The organism is Thioclava kandeliae, from assembly GCF_040297545.1.
Lineage (GTDB): Bacteria > Pseudomonadota > Alphaproteobacteria > Rhodobacterales > Rhodobacteraceae > Thioclava > Thioclava kandeliae.
The window spans coordinates 25,854-46,026 of the sequence record NZ_JAYWLC010000015.1; the positions used below are offsets into that span (position 1 = coordinate 25,854).

The 20,173-nt window shown below is 62.5% G+C and carries 17 protein-coding genes and 1 tRNA gene; 9 read left to right on the forward strand and 9 right to left on the reverse strand.

The genetic code is table 11. The features are described 5' to 3' along the window. Positions 1-80 precede the first annotated feature (80 nt). From VSX56_RS15220 to VSX56_RS15245, 6 genes are all read right to left on the reverse strand, one after another. The gene (locus tag VSX56_RS15220) at positions 81-2,870 is read right to left on the reverse strand and encodes a bifunctional aconitate hydratase 2/2-methylisocitrate dehydratase (protein WP_350938372.1); all 2,790 of its coding nucleotides are present in this window, start codon (positions 2,868-2,870) and stop codon (positions 81-83) included. Between the two features lie 348 nt (positions 2,871-3,218). Further along, positions 3,219-3,295: transfer RNA gene (locus tag VSX56_RS15225), tRNA-Pro, on the reverse strand. 70 nt (positions 3,296-3,365) lie between these two features. Then, complete coding sequence (locus VSX56_RS15230) at positions 3,366-4,358, reverse strand: DMT family transporter (RefSeq protein WP_350938374.1); 993 nt, start codon at positions 4,356-4,358, stop codon at positions 3,366-3,368. A 179-nt stretch (positions 4,359-4,537) separates the two neighbouring features. Continuing rightward, the gene (locus VSX56_RS15235; protein WP_339113793.1) at positions 4,538-4,858 is read right to left on the reverse strand and encodes a DUF6280 family protein; all 321 of its coding nucleotides are present in this window, start codon (positions 4,856-4,858) and stop codon (positions 4,538-4,540) included. A 316-nt stretch (positions 4,859-5,174) separates the two neighbouring features. After that, positions 5,175-5,909 carry a CAF17-like 4Fe-4S cluster assembly/insertion protein YgfZ gene (gene ygfZ / locus VSX56_RS15240; RefSeq protein ID WP_350938377.1) on the reverse strand — a complete coding sequence of 245 codons (735 nt, stop codon included), beginning with the start codon at positions 5,907-5,909 and terminating at the stop codon, positions 5,175-5,177. Between the two features lie 53 nt (positions 5,910-5,962). Beyond that, entirely contained in the window at positions 5,963-7,705 is a 1,743-nt protein-coding gene (locus VSX56_RS15245) for an ABC transporter ATP-binding protein (RefSeq protein ID WP_350938379.1), read from the reverse strand. 185 nt (positions 7,706-7,890) lie between these two features. Here VSX56_RS15245 and VSX56_RS15250 point away from each other — a divergent pair, with 185 nt between their 5' ends. Continuing rightward, positions 7,891-9,096: a pyridoxal-phosphate-dependent aminotransferase family protein gene (locus tag VSX56_RS15250; protein WP_339113796.1), complete on the forward strand. Its 1,206-nt coding sequence runs from the start codon at positions 7,891-7,893 to the stop codon at positions 9,094-9,096. Positions 9,097-9,101: 5 nt separating this feature from the next. Here the strand turns inward: VSX56_RS15250 and VSX56_RS15255 are convergent, their stop codons facing one another. The 3 genes from VSX56_RS15255 to VSX56_RS15265 form a co-directional block, all read right to left on the reverse strand. Continuing rightward, a complete protein-coding gene (locus VSX56_RS15255) occupies positions 9,102-9,494 on the reverse strand; it encodes a DUF305 domain-containing protein (RefSeq protein WP_339113797.1) in 393 nt (130 codons plus the stop codon). A gap of 95 nt (positions 9,495-9,589) precedes the next feature. Beyond that, positions 9,590-10,702: a pyridoxal phosphate-dependent aminotransferase gene (locus tag VSX56_RS15260; RefSeq protein ID WP_350938383.1), complete on the reverse strand. Its 1,113-nt coding sequence runs from the start codon at positions 10,700-10,702 to the stop codon at positions 9,590-9,592. Positions 10,703-10,768: 66 nt separating this feature from the next. Further along, a complete protein-coding gene (locus VSX56_RS15265; RefSeq protein ID WP_434096044.1) occupies positions 10,769-11,038 on the reverse strand; it encodes a DUF1674 domain-containing protein in 270 nt (89 codons plus the stop codon). Positions 11,039-11,122: 84 nt separating this feature from the next. Here VSX56_RS15265 and VSX56_RS15270 point away from each other — a divergent pair, with 84 nt between their 5' ends. The 8 genes from VSX56_RS15270 (at position 11,123) to VSX56_RS15305 (ending at position 20,166) form a co-directional block, all read left to right on the forward strand. Continuing rightward, positions 11,123-12,397: an RsmB/NOP family class I SAM-dependent RNA methyltransferase gene (locus tag VSX56_RS15270; protein WP_350938385.1), complete on the forward strand. Its 1,275-nt coding sequence runs from the start codon at positions 11,123-11,125 to the stop codon at positions 12,395-12,397. A 134-nt stretch (positions 12,398-12,531) separates the two neighbouring features. Next, the gene (locus VSX56_RS15275; RefSeq protein WP_350938387.1) at positions 12,532-14,328 is read left to right on the forward strand and encodes a heparinase II/III family protein; all 1,797 of its coding nucleotides are present in this window, start codon (positions 12,532-12,534) and stop codon (positions 14,326-14,328) included. A 16-nt stretch (positions 14,329-14,344) separates the two neighbouring features. Further along, on the forward strand, positions 14,345-15,931 hold the full coding sequence (gene purH, locus VSX56_RS15280) for a bifunctional phosphoribosylaminoimidazolecarboxamide formyltransferase/IMP cyclohydrolase (protein ID WP_339113801.1): 1,587 nt from the start codon (positions 14,345-14,347) through the stop codon (positions 15,929-15,931). Between the two features lie 61 nt (positions 15,932-15,992). After that, complete coding sequence (locus VSX56_RS15285; RefSeq protein ID WP_350938389.1) at positions 15,993-16,235, forward strand: hypothetical protein; 243 nt, start codon at positions 15,993-15,995, stop codon at positions 16,233-16,235. A gap of 91 nt (positions 16,236-16,326) precedes the next feature. Beyond that, positions 16,327-16,821 (forward strand): signal peptidase II, encoded by a 495-nt coding sequence (lspA, locus tag VSX56_RS15290; RefSeq protein WP_350938391.1) that lies wholly within the window; start codon positions 16,327-16,329, stop codon positions 16,819-16,821. 52 nt (positions 16,822-16,873) lie between these two features. After that, positions 16,874-17,401, forward strand: coding sequence for a DUF3035 domain-containing protein (locus tag VSX56_RS15295; RefSeq protein ID WP_339113804.1), 528 nt, complete (start codon positions 16,874-16,876; stop codon positions 17,399-17,401). Positions 17,402-17,527: 126 nt separating this feature from the next. After that, a complete protein-coding gene (locus VSX56_RS15300) occupies positions 17,528-18,868 on the forward strand; it encodes a M16 family metallopeptidase (RefSeq protein ID WP_339113805.1) in 1,341 nt (446 codons plus the stop codon). Continuing rightward, positions 18,865-20,166 carry a M16 family metallopeptidase gene (locus tag VSX56_RS15305; protein WP_350938394.1) on the forward strand — a complete coding sequence of 434 codons (1,302 nt, stop codon included), beginning with the start codon at positions 18,865-18,867 and terminating at the stop codon, positions 20,164-20,166. The genes VSX56_RS15300 and VSX56_RS15305 overlap by 4 nt, the downstream gene beginning before the upstream one ends. Positions 20,167-20,173 lie beyond the last annotated feature (7 nt).

Here is a 20,173-nt window from a genome sequence, read left to right on the forward strand (position 1 = left end):
GATGGCTATTGATCGCGCATGTAAAAAGGGCGGAGCCGTAGCTCCGCCCTTTCACACAATCCGTTCCCGCAGGTCCGGCCTTAGAAATGGACCGATTTCGCATCGGCCGGTTTTTCCAGCGGCGGCGCGAATTTGGTCAGGTCGATACCTTCGACGGCTTTCTTGTATTCGTCGAGGGTGGGCGTGCGGCCAAGGATTGCCGACAGAACCACGACAGGGGTCGATGCCAGAAGCGACTCGCCCTTCTTCTCGGCGCTGTCTTCCACGACACGACCCTGGAACAGGCGGGTCGAGGTAGCCAGAACAGTATCACCTTTCGCGGCTTTCTCCTGGTTGCCCATGCAGAGGTTACAGCCGGGGCGCTCGAGATACATGATATTCTCGTATTCCTTGCGCGCTTCGGCTTTCGGGAAGAGATCGTCGAACTCGAAGCCCGAATATTTCTGCAGGATATCCCAGTCACCTTCGGCTTTCAGCTCGTCGATGATGTTATAGGTCGGCGCGGCCACCACGAGAGGGGCATTGAACTCGACCTTGCCCTTTTCCTTCTCGAGGTTCTTGAGCATCTGCGCCACGATCTTCATATCGCCCTTATGCACCATGCACGAGCCGACAAAGCCCAGATCGACCTTTTTCTCGGCACCGTAATAGGAGACCGGACGGATAGTGTCGTGGGTGTAGCGGCGCGAGACATCGGCGTTGTTCACATCGGGGTCGGCGATCATCGGCTCGTCGATCAGGTCCAGATCCACGACGACTTCCGCGAAATATTTCGCATTGGCGTCGGGTTTCAGGGCCGGTTTCGCGCCCGACTGGATCTCGGCGATACGCTTATCGGCCTTGTCGATCAGACCTTGCAGGGTCTTGGCCTCGTTATCCATGCCCTTGTTGATCATGACCTGGATGCGCGATTTCGCCAGTTCCAGCGAGCCGATCAGCACGTCATCGTTGGAGATACAGATCGAGGCTTTCGCCTTCATCTCTGCCGTCCAGTCGGTGAAGGTGAAGGCCTGGTCGGCCAGAAGCGTGCCGATATGCACTTCGATGATGCGGCCCTGGAAGACGTTATCGCCGAATTGCTGGAGCATCTGCGCCTGGGTGGCGTGCACCACATCGCGGAAGTCCATGTAATCTTTCATCTGGCCCTTGAAGGTCACCTTGACCGATTCAGGGATCGGCATGGTGGCTTCGCCGGTGGCCAGCGCCAGCGCCACAGTGCCCGAATCCGCCCCGAAGGCCACGCCTTTGGACATACGGGTGTGGCTGTCGCCGCCGACGATGATATCCCAGTCGCTGACGGTGATGTCGTTCAGCACTTTATGGATAACGTCGGTCATGGCGTGGTATTCGCCTTTGGGGTCACGCGCGGTGACAACGCCGAAGTTGTTCATGAAGGACATGAGCTTCGGAATGTTGGCTTGCGCTTTTTTATCCCAGACAGACGCAGTGTGGCAGCCCGACTGATAGGCGCCATCCACAACCGGCGAGATCACGGTCGCGGCCATCGATTCCAGTTCCTGCGCGGTCATCAGGCCGGTGGTGTCTTGCGAACCAACGATATTGACCTTCACGCGCACATCCGAACCGGCATGCAGGGTCTTGCCCTTTTCCACACCCACGGCATTGGCGTTGAAGATTTTTTCCACAGCCGTCAGGCCCTGCCCCTCGATCGAGACTTCTTTCGAGGGCGCGAAGACCGGAGCCGCCTCAACGCCCAGCGTTTCTGCCGCAAACGTCTGTAGCTTCTTACCGAAGACCACAGCATAGGAGCTGCCCGCCTTCATGAACTCGACCTTCGGCGCGGTGAAGGCGGAGGACACATCCACCAGCTCTTCGCCATCCTCGCTCAGCAGCTTTTTGGCCTTGGTATCGATTTTCAGAACAGTGCCGGTGGCGACCGAGTATTTCTGTTCCAGAACGGGGTTGCCCTCGTTGTTCAGAACCGGCTTGCCATCGGCGTCGGTTTTCTTGACCCAGTTCTTCAGGTCGAGGCCGATCCCGCCGGTCACGCCAACGGTGGTCAGGAAGATCGGCGAGATGCCGTTGGTGCCGGCAACAACCGGCGCGTAGTTCACGAAGGGAACGTAGGGCGAGGTCGGCTTACCGGTCCACAGCGCCACGTTGTTGACGCCCGACATACGCGAGGAGCCCACACCCATGGTGCCCTTTTCCGCGATCAGCATGACGCGCTTGTCGGGGTGCTGAAGCTTGAGCGCCTCGATCTCCTTCTGCGCGGTCTCCGAGATCATGCACTTGCCGTGCAGCTCGCGGTCCGAGCGCGAATGCGCCTGATTGCCCGGCGACAGAAGGTCCGTCGAAATATCGCCTTCGGCGGCGATATAAGTGACGAGCTTCACTTCTTCCTCGATATCGGGGAGCTTGGTGAAAAACTCGGCTTTGGCATAGCTTTCCAGAACATCCTTGGCGACGGTGTTACCCGCCTTATAGGCATCGGCCAGCCGCGCCATATCGGCATCATAGAGGAAGACCTGCGTCTTCAGGACCTCGCCCGCTTTGGCGGCAATGTCGGCATCCGCGCCAAGCGCCAGATCCAGCAGCACTTCCATCGACGGGCCGCCCTTCATGTGCGACAGTAGCTCGAAAGCGAAATCGGGGGTGATCTCGGCGACTTTGGCCTCGCCCAGAATGATTTCCTTGAGGAACTTCGCCTTCACACCCGCAGCCGGCGTCGTGCCCGGCAAGGTGTTGTAGATGAAGAACTTCAGCGAGTCTTCGCGGTAGGCGTTGCCCTCGTCCTTGATCTGCTCGATAAGCTCCGCCACCAGCGCACCATCGTCGATGGGCTTGGGGTGCAGGCCTTCGCCTTTACGGGTTTCGATCTCGGTTAGGTAGTCTGTGTACAAGCTCATGACGGTCCCTAGATGTCGCTATCGTTTCACGCTTGAACGCTGGCCGCTAAACACCTGCCGAGTCGCCACAAGCCTTTAGTATGCCGATGTATACCAAGCAAGTTTGAGTTACAAGGTGGCAGTTGCTACGCCACACACTATCCTGAAGAGGTTTACAGTTTTTCTGCAAGCCATCCTAGCGCAATGCCTGCGCAATCTGAATCAAGATAAAAGGAAGCGGAAAGCCAATCCGGCCGACGCCCGAAAAGCGGGCGCTGACAGCCGGCCCGAGGCGTAAAATATCCAAGTGCCCATGCGGACGTGACATAGCTCAGGAAGACGCCAACAACTGATGGATATTCGGGAAAATGGTCGGAGCGAGAGGATTCGAACCTCCGACCCCCTGCTCCCGAAGCAGGTGCGCTACCAGGCTGCGCTACGCTCCGACCGTGGGCGGGGATGTATCGCTCCGCCCAAGCAAGATCAAGAGGAAATCGTGCCCGGAACCCATTTTGTTTAACGCACCCGCGCGGAGCGCTCCGTCAGCGGGATGGAGGACCGTTTCAGGATACGCCCGAAGAGCGAGGAGCGCGGCGCGTAGGGCATCTCGAGGCGGTGACGGGTGTTGGTGATCGGCTTGTTCTCGGAAGTGCCCGAGGACTTCTCGCGCAGCACCATATAGACGCCCGAGGCAATGACGACGCCCGCCCCGATGACCGTTGCCGCATCCACGCCCTCGCCGAAGAAGAGATAACCGAAGATAACAGCCCAGATGATCTGGCTATATTGCATGGGAGCCACAATGACCGCCTCGCCCTCGCGATAGGCGAGAATGGTAATGAAGCTCGCGATCAGCCCGAAGAGGGCGATCAGGCCCATCAGGGCGAATTCGCTAATCTCCATCGGCACATAGACGAGGGGAAGGGCCGCGCCCATCGCGAGGAAATTGCCCATCATCGGATAGATGAGCAGCACGATAGACCGCTCTTCCGAGCCCACTTTGCGCACGATGACCGAGGCCATGGCCGTGCAGAAGGAGGCCACGACCGCCGCCAGATGCCCCAGCTCCAGATCCGACTGTCCGGGGCGCACCACAATGAGCACCCCCAGAAGCCCCACCCCGATGGCTGCCCAGCGGCGCAGACGCACCGTCTCGCCCAGCATCGGGATCGACAGGATCGTCACCAGAAGCGGTGTGGCAAAGAGGATCGGGTAGACCTGCGCCAATGGCAGAGTGGAGAAGGCATAGAAGGCCGCCACACCCGCAACGATCATGCAGACGGAGCGCAGAACAACCCAGCCCGGATAGAGCGGGCGCAAGTGCCCCGCCTTCTTGTCCGAAAGCATGATGAAGGAAATGATCGGAAAGCTCAGAAGGGCGGCGACAAAGACGATCTGAATGGCCGAAAACTTCCCGCCCAGCCCCTTCACAATCGCATCATGCGACGCATAGATCGCCATGGCCAGAAGACCGTATAGCGCGCCTTTCAGATTGGATTTTTCCGACATTCCACCCCCCTCGTGTTCCTCAGGGACAGGCTAGCGGGCCTCGGGCACGTTTCAAGCGTCAAATCGCGATCCGTGGCGTTTTAAGCAGATTGGGCCCACGGAAAGACAAAAGACCCCGGCGTCTGAACCGCCGGGGTCTTTTGGGGTAGGATCGATGGGCCGGCTGACCGGCCCGCAGATCATGCAGCTTCGGCTTCTTCCGCTGCCATACGGCGTTCGCTTTCCTCGCGCGACAGCGCCACCGAGGTGCGAATACCTTTGGAAACAAATTCCATCAGGCCGCCAACAACCCGCTCATTTGGGTCGATACCGGCACAGGACAGAACCTCGCGGCCATCGCGCGAGCGTGCCCAACGAGCGATCTGCTCAGGGCCGTTTCCGTATTTCTTGTCGTCGGCAATCGCATCATCCAGAGCCGCCAGAACGACGGCAGCAAACAGCTTCCGTGCGCGTTGACCTTGTTCATAGTTGAATGCGGAGCCATCCACGAAATCGCGCATTATTCCGTCCTTGTATTATTGCTCTTGCGTTTCCGGGCGTGACGGTCATGTAGGCCGCTTAGCATACGATTCGATATGCCCTTCAAATCATACCTGACATGCATAAAGCGAATACCTTGAATTCGCCCGTATGAATAGTGTAGAATTTTAGCTACGCGACACAACATCTAGTAGTTTTGATAAGTATGGTCACATTAGGGCAGGCGTTAACCATTTAACTTTCACCTGTGCCCCGAACACAACGCCCCCATCTCACAGATAAGTGAGGGTGATATTTCCGGGGATTCCGGTCCTGCTCCGGCCAGATAGTCCCGTTTCAGGAATATCGGACCACCGCATCGCCCGCCTGCATCGCCTCGCCCGCGCGATCAAAGCGCAGATAGGCGATTCCCTTGCCGCCCGCCTGTGTGAAAAGTATGCCTGCAGGCTTCTCCCCCGCGCGGATCTCGGTGCCCGGTGCAGCCGCGCCGGTCACCTCCACACAGACAAGCCCCTTACGCAACTCGGTCTTGTGCTTCATCCGCGCAGTGACCTCCTGCCCCACATAGCACCCCTTGCGGAAATCGACGCCATGCAGGCGCTCGAAACCGGCCTCGAGGATAAAGGTATCGGGCGTCAGCTCGATCCCTGTCTCGGGGATGCAATGCGCGACACGGATCGCGTCGAAATCGCTGCCATCATCCCCCTCGGCCTCGCCATAGAGACGCCAGCCAAGCGCGGGATGACGCGGATCCATGACCGCGCCCTCGGGCGCGGGCGCGGAGGTGCCGCGATAGACCTTCAGCTCCGTTTCCTCGATCTCTGCCTTCGCGCGCAGCTTATACATCGCAAGGCGGCGCATCGTGGCGGGCGCGATGCTGGCATCAATATCCAGCAGGATCGCATCATCCCATGGCACCAATAGGAAATCGGCCAGATATTTGCCCTGCGGCGACAGGAGTGCCGCATAGACCGCCCCGTCTTTCAGGCGGGAGACGTCATTGCTGACCAGACCTTGCAGGAAATGTTCGCGCTCGGGACCACTGATCTTGTAGATACTACGCTGGCTCATGATGCTCTCCTTTGTGCCCGATATAGGCGCGCGGGGCGCCTGCGTCCATGTTCTCACTCGACCAGCTGCATGGCGCAAAGCTCGGCATAGGTGCCGCCCCGCGCCAGAAGCTCGTCATGGGTGCCCTCATCCTCGACGCGCCCCTCACGGATCACGACGATCTTGTCGGCATTCCGCACCGTCGAGAGCCTGTGCGCGATCACCAGCGTGGTGCGCCCCACCGACAGCCGGTCCAGCGCCTCGGACACCCGTTTCTCGGACGCGGTATCGAGCGCCGATGTCGCCTCGTCCAACAGAAGGATCGGCGCGTCACGCAGGATCGCACGCGCGATCGCCACCCGCTGCCGCTGCCCACCCGACAGCGCCGAGCCGCGCGGCCCGGCATGCGTGTCAATTCCATCGGGCAGATCGCGAGTGAATTCGGTCACATAGGCCCCGTCCAGAGCCTGCTGCAGACGGGCTGCGGGCACATCCTGTCCCAGAACCACATTCTCGCGGATCGTCTCGTCAAAGAGCGCCGCATCCTGCGCCACCGTTGAAAACATCTGCCGCAACTCGCCCAGATCCAGCCGGCGGATATCGGCGCCGCCCAGTTTGATCGTGCCGCCATCCGCGTCCAGAAGCCGCGTAAGGAGCGCGAAGACGGTGCTCTTGCCCGCCCCCGATGGCCCAACAAGCGCGGTGGTCTGCCCCTCTTTCGCGGTAAAGCTCAGCCCGTGCAGCACCTGCGTCGTCCCATAGGACAGGGTCACATCGTCCAGCACCATATCCAGCGCCTCGGGCATGGGTTCGGGTGCCGTCGGCGTGGCCACATGAGGCTGTAGGTCAAACAGGGTATAGACCCGTTCGAGGCTCGCCGCCGCCGTTTGCCATGCGCCGGTCCCCGCCGCCAGACGGCGGATCGGCTGGAAGGTCAGCGTCATCGCGGTGAAAAACGACATGAACTCGCCCACGGTCCGTTGACCCGACAGGATGCCATGCCCCGCCACCACCAGCACGGCGAAGAACCCCAGCCCCGTCACGATATCCACCATTGCGGGGATCAGCGCCTTGATGGCAGCCATCTTGATCTGCTGGCCCATGATCAGGTTCACCAACTCGCGGAACCGTCCCGTCTGCTGGTCCTCGATCCGGTTCAGCTTTACCGCATTGATCCCGTGGAACATCTCGTCCAGCCGCGTTGCACGCTGGCTCGAACTGTCACGCATTTGCATGGATTTACGCCGCACATAGCGCTGCGCCATCACCGCGGGCGCGACCAGCAGCGGGAAGCCCACCATCGCGACCAGAGTCCACACCACATCCACATTGAGCGCAACAACCATGAGCCCGACAAGCGAGATCGCATCGCGCCCCGCGCCGGTGATGAAGGCTTTCCAGATGTCCTGCACCGCCCGTGTATCGCCTTGGATACGCTCGATCAGCGCACCGGGCGGATTGACCTGATAGAAGGACTGGTCGAGCCGCAGAACATGCGCCACCAGATCGACCTGCATCGCGGTGGAGGTGGATTGCGAGATCTTGGTCATGATCGTCTTCGAGGCGATCGAGGTAACAGCCCGCACGAGGAAAAGCGCGAAGACCGCGCCCCCCGCCCAGTAGATCAGGCCGGGCTGTTCGCCGGAGAACACCTTGTCGAAGAGAGGCTGCAACAGCCAACTGAGCGCACCCAGAGTCGAGCCTTCGATGACCATCAGAACCAGCGCGATCGCCATCCAGCCCGTATGGGAGCGCAGATATTCACGCCAGATCCGGCCAACCATATGGCGCGATGTATAGATATTGGGCTTGGCCATTTGGGCTCCTGCGCGAGAGGCTTTGTGGCGCGGTTCTACCCCAGTGCTCGGGGGTCCTGCAAGTTCGCCTCCCTATTAGGCAGTTTTGCACCGCAAGCGATCGGAGTTTTGTATGCTCACATTCGCACGGATTGACCCCGCCGGATCGGTTTCCTACCGATAGGCCAACAAAAGGGAGACACCCGATGAGCCTTGCAAACGGCCGCACCTACCTTGCCATTCCCGGCCCCTCCGCCATGCCCGACCGCGTCCTGCGCGCCATGCACCGGGCTGCCCCCAATATCTACGAGGGCGAGATCGAGGTGCTGGCCGCAGATCTTGTGCGTGATCTCAAGAAGGTCGCGCTGACCCAATACCATTGCGGGATCTATATCTCGAACGGCCACGGGCTGTGGGAAGCGGTAAATACCAATCTCTTCTCGCGCGGGGATACGGCACTGGTGATGGCGACAGGCCGGTTCGGCCATGGCTGGGCCGATTATGCGCGCCGGATGGGAATCAATGTCGAGGTGCTGGATTTCGGCCTGAAGGCGCCCGCCGATGCAGGCCAGCTCGAAGCCGCGCTGCGTGCCGATACGGATCACAAGATCAAGGCCGTCTTCGTCACCCATATGGATACCGCCACCTCGATCCGCAACGACATCCCCGCGATGCGCGCGGCGATCGATGCGGCAGGCCATCCCGCCCTTCTGGCCGTGGACTGCATCGCCTCGCTTGCCTGCGACGAATTCCGCATGGATGACTGGGGCGTGGATATCATGATCTCCGCCAGCCAGAAGGGGCTGATGGTCCCGCCCGGTCTCGGCTTCCTCTTCGCCTCCGACAAAGCGGTCGAGGCGGGAAAATCGGCGGATCTGCGCACTCCCTACTGGGACTGGACACCGCGCCTCTTCCCGAAATTCGTCTACGAGTATTTCGGGGGCACCTCGCCAACCCACCATATGTTCGGGCTGCGCGAGAGCCTCGATATGATCGCCGAGGAAGGGCTGGAGAACGTCTGGGCGCGGCATGCGGCCCTGTCGGAAGCGCTCTGGGCGGCGTTCGACGCGTGGTCGGCGGGCGGGCATGATATCGCGCTCAACGTGGCGGACCCGTCCCTGCGCAGCCATTCGGTGACGGCGGCGCGCTTCGGCGGAGGCAATGCCCAACGCCTGCGCAAATGGCTGGAGAATGAGGCCGGTGTGACCTTGGGGATCGGGCTTGGCATGGCAGAGCCAGGCACGCCCGAGATCGACAGCTTCCTGCGGGTCGCCCATATGGGCCATGTGAACACGCATATGGTGCTGGGGGTGATCGCCTCGATGGAAGCAGGGCTACAGGCCCTCGATATTCCGCACGGGACAGGCGGTGTGGCAGCGGCGGCGGCAGTCATCGCCCGCCATAGCCGCTAAGCGGCTTATTTGTTCTCGGCTTGGCGGCTATTGGCCGCCATCCAGCTCTGCAGCCATGCCAGATCGGCCTGCTGGTCCTTGATCATCTGCCCCGCCCGCTGACGCACGGCGGGATCCTCGCCATAGTCGCGCACGACCTCGGCCATCGCGATCTCGCTTTTCTTCTGCGGGATCATCTGGCGGACGAAATCCAGATCGACATTCCCACTAAACCCTTGTGGCTGGTTGCGCACCATGCGGGCACGCGCCTGCTGGAAGGCGGCTGTCGCAGGCGAGGCGTCAGCCGTGGCCATCGCCGCCTGCGAGATCTGTGGATAGGTTGCGTCCCCGGCATAGGCCCCGAAGGACAAGGCAAAGGCCAAGGGGCTCAGGAGCGCGACTGTGTGGATACGGCTCATTTCGGATCTCCCTTCTCGGTTCATCCGAATGTGGGCCCGAACCCGCGCCGGCACAAATCACTGCTCGGCGAGAGCGTCGTGACGTAAAGCCCGTGTTACAGCGCCGATGCCGCCCGCTCCAGCGCGCCGGGAAGAGCCTTGGCCAGCAGATCCAGCTCGGCATCCGGCCCGCAGGAAATGCGGATACAGCGATCCTGAGGCGCCACACCCGGCATCCGCACGAACACATCGGCCTTGGCCAATTCTGCAAGCACCGCACGGGCATAGGCCCCGTCGCGCCCGCAATCAATGGCCACGAAATTGGTGGCCGACGGCAGCGCGATCAGCCCGTTCAGGGCGGCGATCTCCGCAATCCGGTCCCGCGCGCCACCGATCAGGCGTTTCATGAAGGCCGACCATGTGGTGTCATTCAGCGCCGCCAAGGCACCCGCCTGGGCGATCCGGTTCACGCCGAAATGATTGCGGATCTTCTCGAATTGCGCGATCAGCGGCTCTGCGCCCATCGCATAACCGATCCGCGCGCCTGCCAGCCCGTAATGTTTGGAGAATGTCCGCATACGGATCACCCGCGGATCTTCAACCGCGACCTGCGGGACGGCCTCATCGGGGGCCATCTCGATATAGGCCTCGTCGAGCACCAGAAGGCAGCCCTCGGGGATCTCTTCGATCATCGCCTCGATGGCGGCACCCGTATTCCATGTGCCCATCGGATTATCGGGATTGGCGATGTAGATGAGCTTCGCGCCCACCTCACGCGCCTTGGCAACCAGCGCCTGCGGGTCTTCGTGATCGTCCTTGTAGGGCACTTTATGCAGCACACCGCCAAAGCCTTCGACATGGAAATTGAACGTCGGATAAGCGCCCGCCGAGGTCACCACGGCATCGCCCGCCTCGATGATCAGCCGCACGAGGCTGCCCAGAAGCCCGTCCACACCCTCGCCCACCACAATGGTGGTCTCGGGGCGGTCATGATGGGCGGCCAGCGCCTGACGCAGCTCGAGGCTGGTGCTATCGCCATATTTCCAGACCTCGCCTGCCTCTGCGGCCATTGCCGCAATTGCCCGCGGAGACGGGCCGAAGCCATTCTCATTCGCGCCAAGACGGGCGGCAAAGGGTGCGCCACGCTCGCGTTCAAGCGTTTCGGGGCCCACAAAAGGCACCGAGGCAGGCAGGGAAGAGACGATGCGGGTATAGCGAGGATGTGTCATGCACAAATGGCTAGCAGTTTGGCGGGCAAGCGCAAGCCCCGCCGGACGTGCCACATCGGAACCGGATCAGAAATCGACCGCGATCCCCTTCTTCTCCCAATCGCCATACCGCACGGGTTCGGGGCCGTCGCGCCCCCCCAGTTCGGTCGGCAGCGCCTCGCCCTTGGCCAGACGCCGGCGCTCTTCGGCCTCGGCCAGCGCACGCTGCGCGGCGGGCGGCAGGTCGGGCTGGGGCATGGGCGGCGGCGGGGTGGGCAGATCCGGTTCCGGCATCGGCGGGGTCGTGGGCGGCAGATCGGGCTTGGGCGCGGTGGGCGGAGTGACGTCGTCTGTCATGGGGCACCTCCTGTCATGAGAGTTGTCTTAGGGACGCATCTGATATAGGCCGCGAAATCGATCCTCACAAGCCGGAGGCCAGCCATGGCAAAACCCGATCCTGCCCGTCGCGCGGCCCTTGGCCTGATTGTTGGTGTATTAGAAGACCATCTGTCGCCGGCCGACCAGATCGCGATGGACGCGCTCGATGGGCTCAGCCCCGGCGAGAAAGCCCGCGCCCAAAGGCTCGCCACCTCGACCCTGCGCCACATGGAACGGGCCGACAAGATGCTCAAGCCCTTCCTGCGCCGCAAGCCCACCCCCGACATCATGGCGCTCTTACGTCTGGCAACGGTGGAACTCTGTGCCGAAGGGGGCGCCGCGCATGGGGTGGTCGATGCGGCCGTCACGCTGTGCAAATCGGGCGGCAAGCGCACCGACAGCTTCGCGGGGCTGGTAAACGCAGTGCTGCGCAAGGTGGCCGAGGATACAGCACGCTGGGAGACCCTGCCCTATGGCCAGCTGCCGGGCTGGCTGCGCGGGCGGCTCATGTCGTCCTATGGCAAGGTCACGGTGCAGAAGATGGAAGAGGCCCATCAGCGCCCCGCCCCTGTGGATATCTCCGTGAAGGAAAACCCCGCCGACTGGGCCGAGCGGCTGGAGGGCGAGGTCCTGCCCACGGGCTCGGTGCGTCTGCATCAGCCCGGCCAGATCCGCGACCTGCCCGGCTTTGCGGAAGGGGACTGGTGGGTGCAGGATGCAGCCGCCTCTCTCGCCGCCAAGGCTCTCGCGCCCAGCGCAGGGATGCGCGTTCTCGATTTGTGCGCAGCGCCGGGCGGTAAGACCATGCAGCTTGCGGCAATGGGGGCGGAGGTAACCGCGCTCGATCTGTCCGAACGCCGGTTGCAGCGCCTGCACGAGAACCTCGAGCGGTGCAAACTGACGGCCACCGTGATCGCCGCCGATGCGCTGGGCTGGGAGCCCGAGGCGCCCTTCGATGCGATCCTGCTTGATGCCCCATGCTCGGCCACCGGCACCATCCGCCGCCATCCCGAGCTTCCCGCCATCAAGGACAGCACCTCGATCAAGGGGCTTTTCGCGCTGCAGGAAGAGATCCTCGAACGGGCGATGGGCTGGCTCGCGCCAGAAGGCCGCCTGACCTATGTGACCTGCTCGCTTCTGCCCGAAGAGGGCGAGACCCAGATCCGCCGCGCGCTGGAGCGCCATCCCGACTGGGAGGTGGTGCCCGTGACCATCGACGGCATTGACCCCGCATGGATCACCGAGGAAGGCGGGTTGCGCCTGCGTCCCGATTACTGGGCCGACAAGGGCGGGATGGACGGGTTCTACATTGCCACCCTCCGGCGGCGGCCGCAATAACAGGCATCATCACGCCCACCTCCGGCGTCAGGCGGGCGTGATACTCTTGGCACAGCGTGCCGCGCGGCGCATACTCGCGCATATTGCCTCCGAACGGCGCCATATTCAGCCAATCCAGATCGAGCGACAGCACCTTGGCCAAGAGCACTTCCCGTCCCCGCACAAAGCCATCCTCCTCTTCCGTTCCGCGCGGGCAGAAACGGGCGCGCCTCGGGCAGACGCTGAACGCGCTGGCCGCACGTCGCGCCGCGCGCGGGGCGGCGGCCACCGGCTTCACCTCGCAGCCCGAGCCCCGCACCATCGGCTCGCTCGCACGCGGACGCCAGCTGATCGGCGGGAATTTCCTGCTGGCAGGGTTCCTGATCGAGGGGCGCGACCGCAGCCCATGGGATCTGGCCATGCCCGATCCGGCCTTCGAGGAAGAGCTGCACGGCTTCGGCTGGCTGGATGATCTGGCCGCCGTGGGCGATCGCACCGCACGCGCACGGGCGCAGGACTGGGTCTTTGGCTGGATCGACCGCTATGGCCGTGGCACCGGCGCGGGCTGGCAACCCGACCTCACTGGCCGCCGCGTCATCCGCTGGATCAATAACGCGCTGATGATCCTTCATGCGCAGGACAAACCCAAGGCCGATGCGTTCTTTGCCGCTCTGGGCGCGCAGACGACCTATCTGGCCAAGCGCTGGAAAGCCGCACCTCCCGGATTACCGCGTTTCGAGGCACTGACGGGACTGATCTATGCCTCGCTCTCGCTGACCGGCATGCAGGGCCATAGTGCGCAGGCGCTTGCAGGGCTAGCCGCCGAATGCGCCACCCAGATCGACATCGAAGGCGGGATCGCCACGCGCAACCCCGAAGAGCTGCTGGAGGTGCTGACGCTGCTCAACTGGGCGAAGGCCGCGATCGAGACGACCGGCGGCACCCCCTCCGCCCCCCATCTGTCGGCCATCGAGCGGATCACCCCCACCCTGCGCGCGCTGCGCCATGCCGATGGCGGGCTGGCGCGCTTCCATGGCGGCGAGGCGGGTCTGCCCGACCGGATCGACCAGACCCTTGTGGAAACCGGCCTGCGACAGGGGCCGACCGGCAACCTCGCAATGGGATTTGCGCGCCTGCATGGCGGCGGCACGACGCTGATCATGGATGCCGACAAGCCGCCCAAGGGCCCCGCCTCCAGCGATGCCCATGCCTCGACACTGGCCTTCGAGCTGACCTCGCGGCGCAGGCCCATCATCGTCAATTGCGGCTCGGGGGCGCAGTTCGGACGCGACTGGCACCGTGCGGGGCGGGCGACCCCCAGCCATTCGACACTGGCGCTTGTGGAGTATTCCTCCTCGCGCCTCGGCCCCGAGCGCAGCTTCGGGCGCAGCCCGCATCACTGGCTGGAAGAGACGCCCGAACTGGTCTGGGCGGTGCGCGACGAGGATAGCGGCCAGAGCTGGACCGCAGGCCATGACGGCTATAGCCCTACCCACGGGCTGACCCACCTGCGCAGGCTCTCGCTCTCGACCGATGGCAAATTGCTCGAGGGGCTCGACTCGCTCAGCTCGGCCACACCGCAGGGGCAAAAGCGCCTGCTGACCATTCTCGAGCGCGAGGGGCTGCACGGCATCCCCTACCAGATCCGCTTCCACCTGCATCCAGATGCGGATGCCACGCTGGATATGGGCGGTCATGCGGTTTCCGTCGTGCTGAAATCGGGCGAAATCTGGGTATTCCGCCACGACGAACAGCTCGAACTGGCGCTCGAGCCCTCCGTTTTTCTTGAAAAAGGGCGGCTGAGGCCCCGCGCGACGCAGCAGATCGTGCTTTCAGGCCGTCTTTTGGACGAAAAATGTCAGATTAGCTGGACCTTCACGAAGGCACAGGATAGGTCGGCGGGCATACGCGACCTGCAATCTGGTGCGGATCGCGACGATTCCGACACCTGATCCAAGGAAGCTGCCCGTGACCCGTTCCGTTCCGCTCACCCGTGCCCTTATCTCGGTCTCCGACAAGACCGGCCTGATCGATTTTGCCCGCGCGCTGTCCGCCCGCGGCGTCGAGCTCCTCTCCACCGGCGGCACCGCCAAGGCCCTGCGCGAAGCAGGCATGTCGGTGCGCGATGTCTCCGAAGTCACCGGCTTCCCCGAGATGATGGATGGCCGCGTGAAGACGCTGCACCCCAAGGTCCATGGCGGCCTGCTGGCACTGCGCGACAATGACGAGCATCTCGCCGCGATGAAGGAACACGATATCCTGAATATCGACCTTCTGGTGGTGAACCTCTACCCGTTCGAGGCGACCGTTGCCAAAGGCGCGGAGTATGACGACTGCATCGAGAATATCGATATCGGCGGTCCGGCGATGATCCGTGCGGCGGCCAAGAACCACGGGTTCGTGGCGACCGTGGTCGATGTGGAAGATTACGATGCGGTCCTGAAAGAACTGGACGAGAATGACGGCGCGACCACCCTGCCCTTCCGTCAGAAACTGGCGCAGATCGCCTATGCCCGCACCGCGGCCTATGATGCGGCGGTCAGCACATGGATGGCCGGCGCCATTGGCGAGACCACCCCGCGTCGTCGCGCCTTCGCTGGCACCATCGCGCAGACCCTGCGCTATGGCGAGAACCCGCACCAGCAGGCGGCCTTCTACCTCGATGGCTCGAACCGTCCGGGTGTGGCCACGGCCAAGCAGCTGCAGGGCAAGGAACTGTCCTATAACAACATCAACGACACCGATGCGGCCTTCGAGCTGGTCTCGGAATTCGGCACCGAAAAACCGGCCGTTGCGATCATCAAACACGCAAACCCCTGTGGCGTGGCCACAGGCGAAACGGTAATCGAAGCCTATAAACGCGCGTTCGATTGCGACCGCACCTCGGCCTTCGGTGGCATCATCGCGCTGAACCAGACGCTCGATGCCGAGACCGCCGAAGAGATCACCAAGATCTTCTCCGAGGTCATCATCGCACCGAAGGTCGATGACGCGGCCAAAGAGGTCATCGCCAAGAAAAAGAACGTGCGCCTTCTGGAAACCGGCGGCCTGCCGGATGTCTATGCGCCGATCACCACCTACCGTCAGGTGGCCGGTGGCCTTCTGGTGCAGGACAAGGACAATGGCATCATCACGCTCGACGATCTGAAGGTCGTGACCGAGCGCAAGCCGTCGGAGCAGGAACTGCAAGACCTTCTGTTTGCATGGAAAGTCGCGAAACACGTCAAGTCGAACGCGATCATCTATGTCAAGGACGGCGCGACCGTGGGCGTGGGCGCAGGCCAGATGAGCCGCGTGGACAGCACCCGCATCGCCGCGCGCAAAGCCGAGGACATGATGGAGGCCTGCGGCTTCGACAAGACCCCGACCATCGGCTCGGTTGTCGCCTCGGATGCGTTCTTCCCCTTCGCGGATGGTCTCATCACCGCGGCAGAGGCCGGCGCCACCGCGATCATCCAGCCGGGTGGCTCGATGCGTGACCAGGAGGTCATCGACGCCGCCAACGAGCGCGGTCTGGCGATGGTCTTCACCGGCATGCGCCACTTCCGCCACTGAACCTGCATTCGGGCGGGCCATCGCGGCCCGCCCGTTTCCACTTCCAAAAAGACGATCCGCCATGCGCGCTTTCGCCATCATCCTCCTTGTGATCAGCGCCCTCATGGGGCTCATCAGTCTCGTCTTCGCGCCGCTGCTGGTCAGCCTGACCTGCGCCAATACCACCTGCACGCATGAAACCGCCTTGGCGCTCTCGGTCCTCTTCATGATCGCGCCGCTTATCCTGTGCGTCCTGGGCATCGGGCTGAGCGTGGTGCTGTTCAAACGCAGTGCCCCCAAAGACGCTCCCCCCGAAGAGGGTTGATCCTCATCACCAAAACGCCATCGCCCCGCGGGGTGCCTTGCCCCATCCCCGCTTTCAGGGCATAGGGGGGTAATTGGAAAAGGGATCACCTATGCGTCTGGCAGCTCTTTGGGCCTTTGTTATTCTGGTTCTGGATCAGGCATCGAAATACATCGTGGTGCATCTGATGCAGCTCGACCAGCGACTGGCCATCGACGTGCTGCCGCCCTTCCTGAATTTCCGTATGGCTTGGAACAGGGGCGTGAATTTCGGTCTGTTTTCGGGCGATACCGATTATACCCGCCTTATCCTGATCGCGCTGGCGCTGGTGATTGCCGCATGGGTCGGCATCTGGATCGCGCGCAAGCCGCAGCGTCCGCTGGTGCAGGTCTCGGCGGGGTTACTTATCGGAGGCGCGCTGGGAAATGTCATCGACCGTATCGCCTATGGCGCGGTGGCCGATTTCATCAACACCTCCCTGCCCGGCTGGCAGAACCCGTTTTCTTTCAATGTCGCCGATATCGCGATTTTCGTCGGGGCGGTGGGGCTCGCCCTTTTCACGGGCAATGATCCGCGCGGAAAAAAAGGACCGGCCAAAGGGGCGTGACGCCCGCTGGAGTTTAGGTTATGACGAGGCAGTATCGATGAGGGAGTGGCCAATGTCGGCAGCATCAAATCTCGGGATCGCCCTTTCGGGGCTTCTTCTGTTGAGCGCCTGTGGCAGCTCGACTGTCCCCGAACTGATGAACCTGCGCACCAACCGGCCCGGGCCGGACGAGTTTGCCATTGTGCCGACCAAAGCGCTCCAGATGCCCACGGATCTCAATACCCTGCCGCCGCCCACGCCGGGCGGGTCCAATCTGGTTGACCCCACACCCGAAGCCGATGCGATCGCGGCTCTTGGCGGCAATCCGAATGCGCGTGGCAACTCCGATGGTGCGCTTGTCAGCTATGCGGCACGCAAAGGCACAGATCCGTCGATCCGTCAGGAACTGGCCGCCGCCGATCTGGACTACCGCAAGGATCACCGTGGCCGCCTTCTGGACCGCATTACCGGCAAGACCCTGTATTACAAAGCCTATGCGCCGATGGCCCTCAATCAGGAAACCGAGCTGGAACGCTGGCGTCGCCTGAATGTTGCAACGCCTTCGGCCCCACCTTCGGGAACGGCTCAGGCCGCGCAATAGCGACGTCCACGCTGCAAATATCGTAATTTCTGCGTTATTCGGGTGAGTTATCCATCAACTCACCGTCAATCCGCTTGCGACGGAACGGTTCTGTCTACAATGTAGCGCAAAACGTTTGAGGTCCCGATGGTGCGCGCATGGCTTGCTGCTGCCTTTGCCCTGACAGCTTTTCCCGCTGTCTCGGCCGAGGTCAGTTCTTTCACTCTGGAGAACGGGTTACAGACCGTAGTGATCGAGGATCACCGCGCCCCTGCCGTTGTCCAGATGGTCTGGTACAAGGTGGGCGCCGCCGATGAGGTGGCCGGAAAATCGGGGATCGCGCATTATCTCGAACATCTGATGTTCAAAGGCACCGACACAATGGCGCCGGGCGAACTGTCGAAGACCGTCTCCGCCAATGGCGGCTCGGATAACGCCTTCACCAGCGATGATTACACCGCCTATTACCAACGCATCGCCTCCGACCGGCTGGAGTTGGTGATGAAGATGGAAGCGGACCGCATGCAGCATCTGCAGATCTCGCCCGATGACTGGAAGACCGAACGTCAGGTGATCCTCGAGGAACGCTCGCAGCGCACCGATAGCAATCCGCAGGCGCTATTCTCGGAACAGGTGAATGCCGCGCAATACCAGAACTCGCCCTATGGCACCCCGATCATCGGCTGGCGTGCCGAGATGGAAGGGCTGACCCGTGAGGATGCGCTGGCATGGTATCACCGCTATTACGCGCCCAATAACGCCGTTCTGGTAGTGGCGGGCGATGTCACTCCCGAGGAGGTGAAGACGTTGGCCGAGAAATATTACGGCCCGATCCCCGCCAATCCGGATCTGCCGCCGCGTGTGCGCCCGCAAGAGCCCACCCAGCTGGCCGAGCGCAAGATCGACTTCCGCGATCCGCGTGTGGCCCAACCCTCGCTCACGCGCAGTTATCTGGCCCCCGAACGCAATCCGGGCGACCAAAAGGAAGCCGCGGCCCTGACCGTCTTGGCCGATCTCCTGGGCGGCAATTCGCAGACCTCCGTGCTGGGACGCAAGCTGATCTTCGGCACCGGCGAGGCGATCTTCGTCAATGCGTGGTATAACGGGCTGTCTGTGGACAAGACGACCTTCGGCCTGTCGGTCGTGCCTGCCGCCGATGTCACACTGCCCGAGGCGGAAGCCGCGCTCGACAAGGCGCTGGCCGAGTTCATGGCCAACGGGATCGATCCCGACCAGTTCCAGCGGATCAAGACCCAGATCCATGCCAGCGAGATCTATGCAGAGGATGACGTTCAGGGCATGGCCCAACGCTACGGTTCCGCGCTCGCGCAGGGCTTCTCGATCGAGGATGTGCAGGACTGGCCTGACGTGCTGGAGGCTGTCACCCCCGAGGATGTCATGACAGCGGCCAAGGACGTGCTCGTGAAGCGCAACGCCGTGACCGGCTATCTCGACAAACCTGCGGCATCGGAGGCACCCCAACAATGATCCGGCTTTTGCTTGCAGGTCTTTTCGCGCTGACCCTTTCGGTGCCTGCCCGTGCGCTCGACATCCAGCAGGTGACCTCGGAGGGCGGCATCAAGGCATGGCTCGTCGAGGCGCATGACATCCCCTTCACCGCGCTGCGCATCAGTTTCAAGGGCGGCGCGAGCCTCGATGCGCCCAACAAACGCGGCGAGATCAATCTGATGACCGCCACGCTCGAAGAGGGCGCGGGCGATATGTCGGCGCAGGATTTTGCCGCCGCCGAAGAGGGGCTGGCGGCCAATTTCGGTTTTGATGTGGGCGATGACACGCTGACCATCAGTGCGCGGATGCTCAGCGAGAACCGCGATCAGGCGGTGGATCTGCTGCGGCAGGCGTTGATCAATCCGCGCTTCGACCAGTCGGCGGTGGATCGTGTGCGCGGTCAGGTGCAGGCCATCATCGCCTCCAACGCGCAGGATCCGAACGCTCTCGCCTCCAAGACCTTCGCCCATGAGGCGTTTGGCGACCATCCCTATGGCAGCTCGATCAACGGCACGGCCGATAGCGTGGCGGCACTGACCCGCGAGGATATGTTCGACGCGAAAGCCCGCGTGATGGCGAAAGACCGCATGGTGGTTTCGGCTGTTGGCGATATCACCGCCGCCCAGCTGGGCCCGATGCTGGACCATCTTCTGGGCGATCTGCCCGCCACGGGTGCCGATATGCCTGCCCCCGCCAAACTCGCACTGACCGGTGGCACCACAGTCGTCGATTTCGACACACCGCAATCGGTGGTGGTCTTCGGTCAGGCGGGTATCGGTATGGACGATCCCGATTTCTTCGCGGCCTTCGTGCTCAACCAGATCCTCGGTGCGGGCGGGTTCTCCTCGCGGCTGATGGACGAGGTGCGCGAGAAGCGCGGGCTGACCTATGGTATCTACACCTATCTCGTCGATCAGGATCTGGCCAAGACATGGCAGGGCGGGTTCTCCTCGGCCAATGACAAGACCGCCGAGGCGATCGAGGTGGTGAAGGATCAATGGGCCAAGGCCGCCACCGGTGATATCACCGATAAGGAACTCACCGATGCCAAGACCTATCTGACCGGCGCTTACCCGCTGCGCTTCGATGGGAATGGCCAGATCGCGGGGATTCTCGCGGGGATGCAGCTTTCTGACATGCCCGCCGATTATATCAACACCCGCAATGCCAAGATCGACGCGGTGACCAAGGACGATGTGGCCCGTGTCGCCAAGCGCCTGTTGAAGGCCGATGATCTGCGATTCGTGGTTGTGGGCAAACCCACAGGGCTCGAGTAGGCCCCGA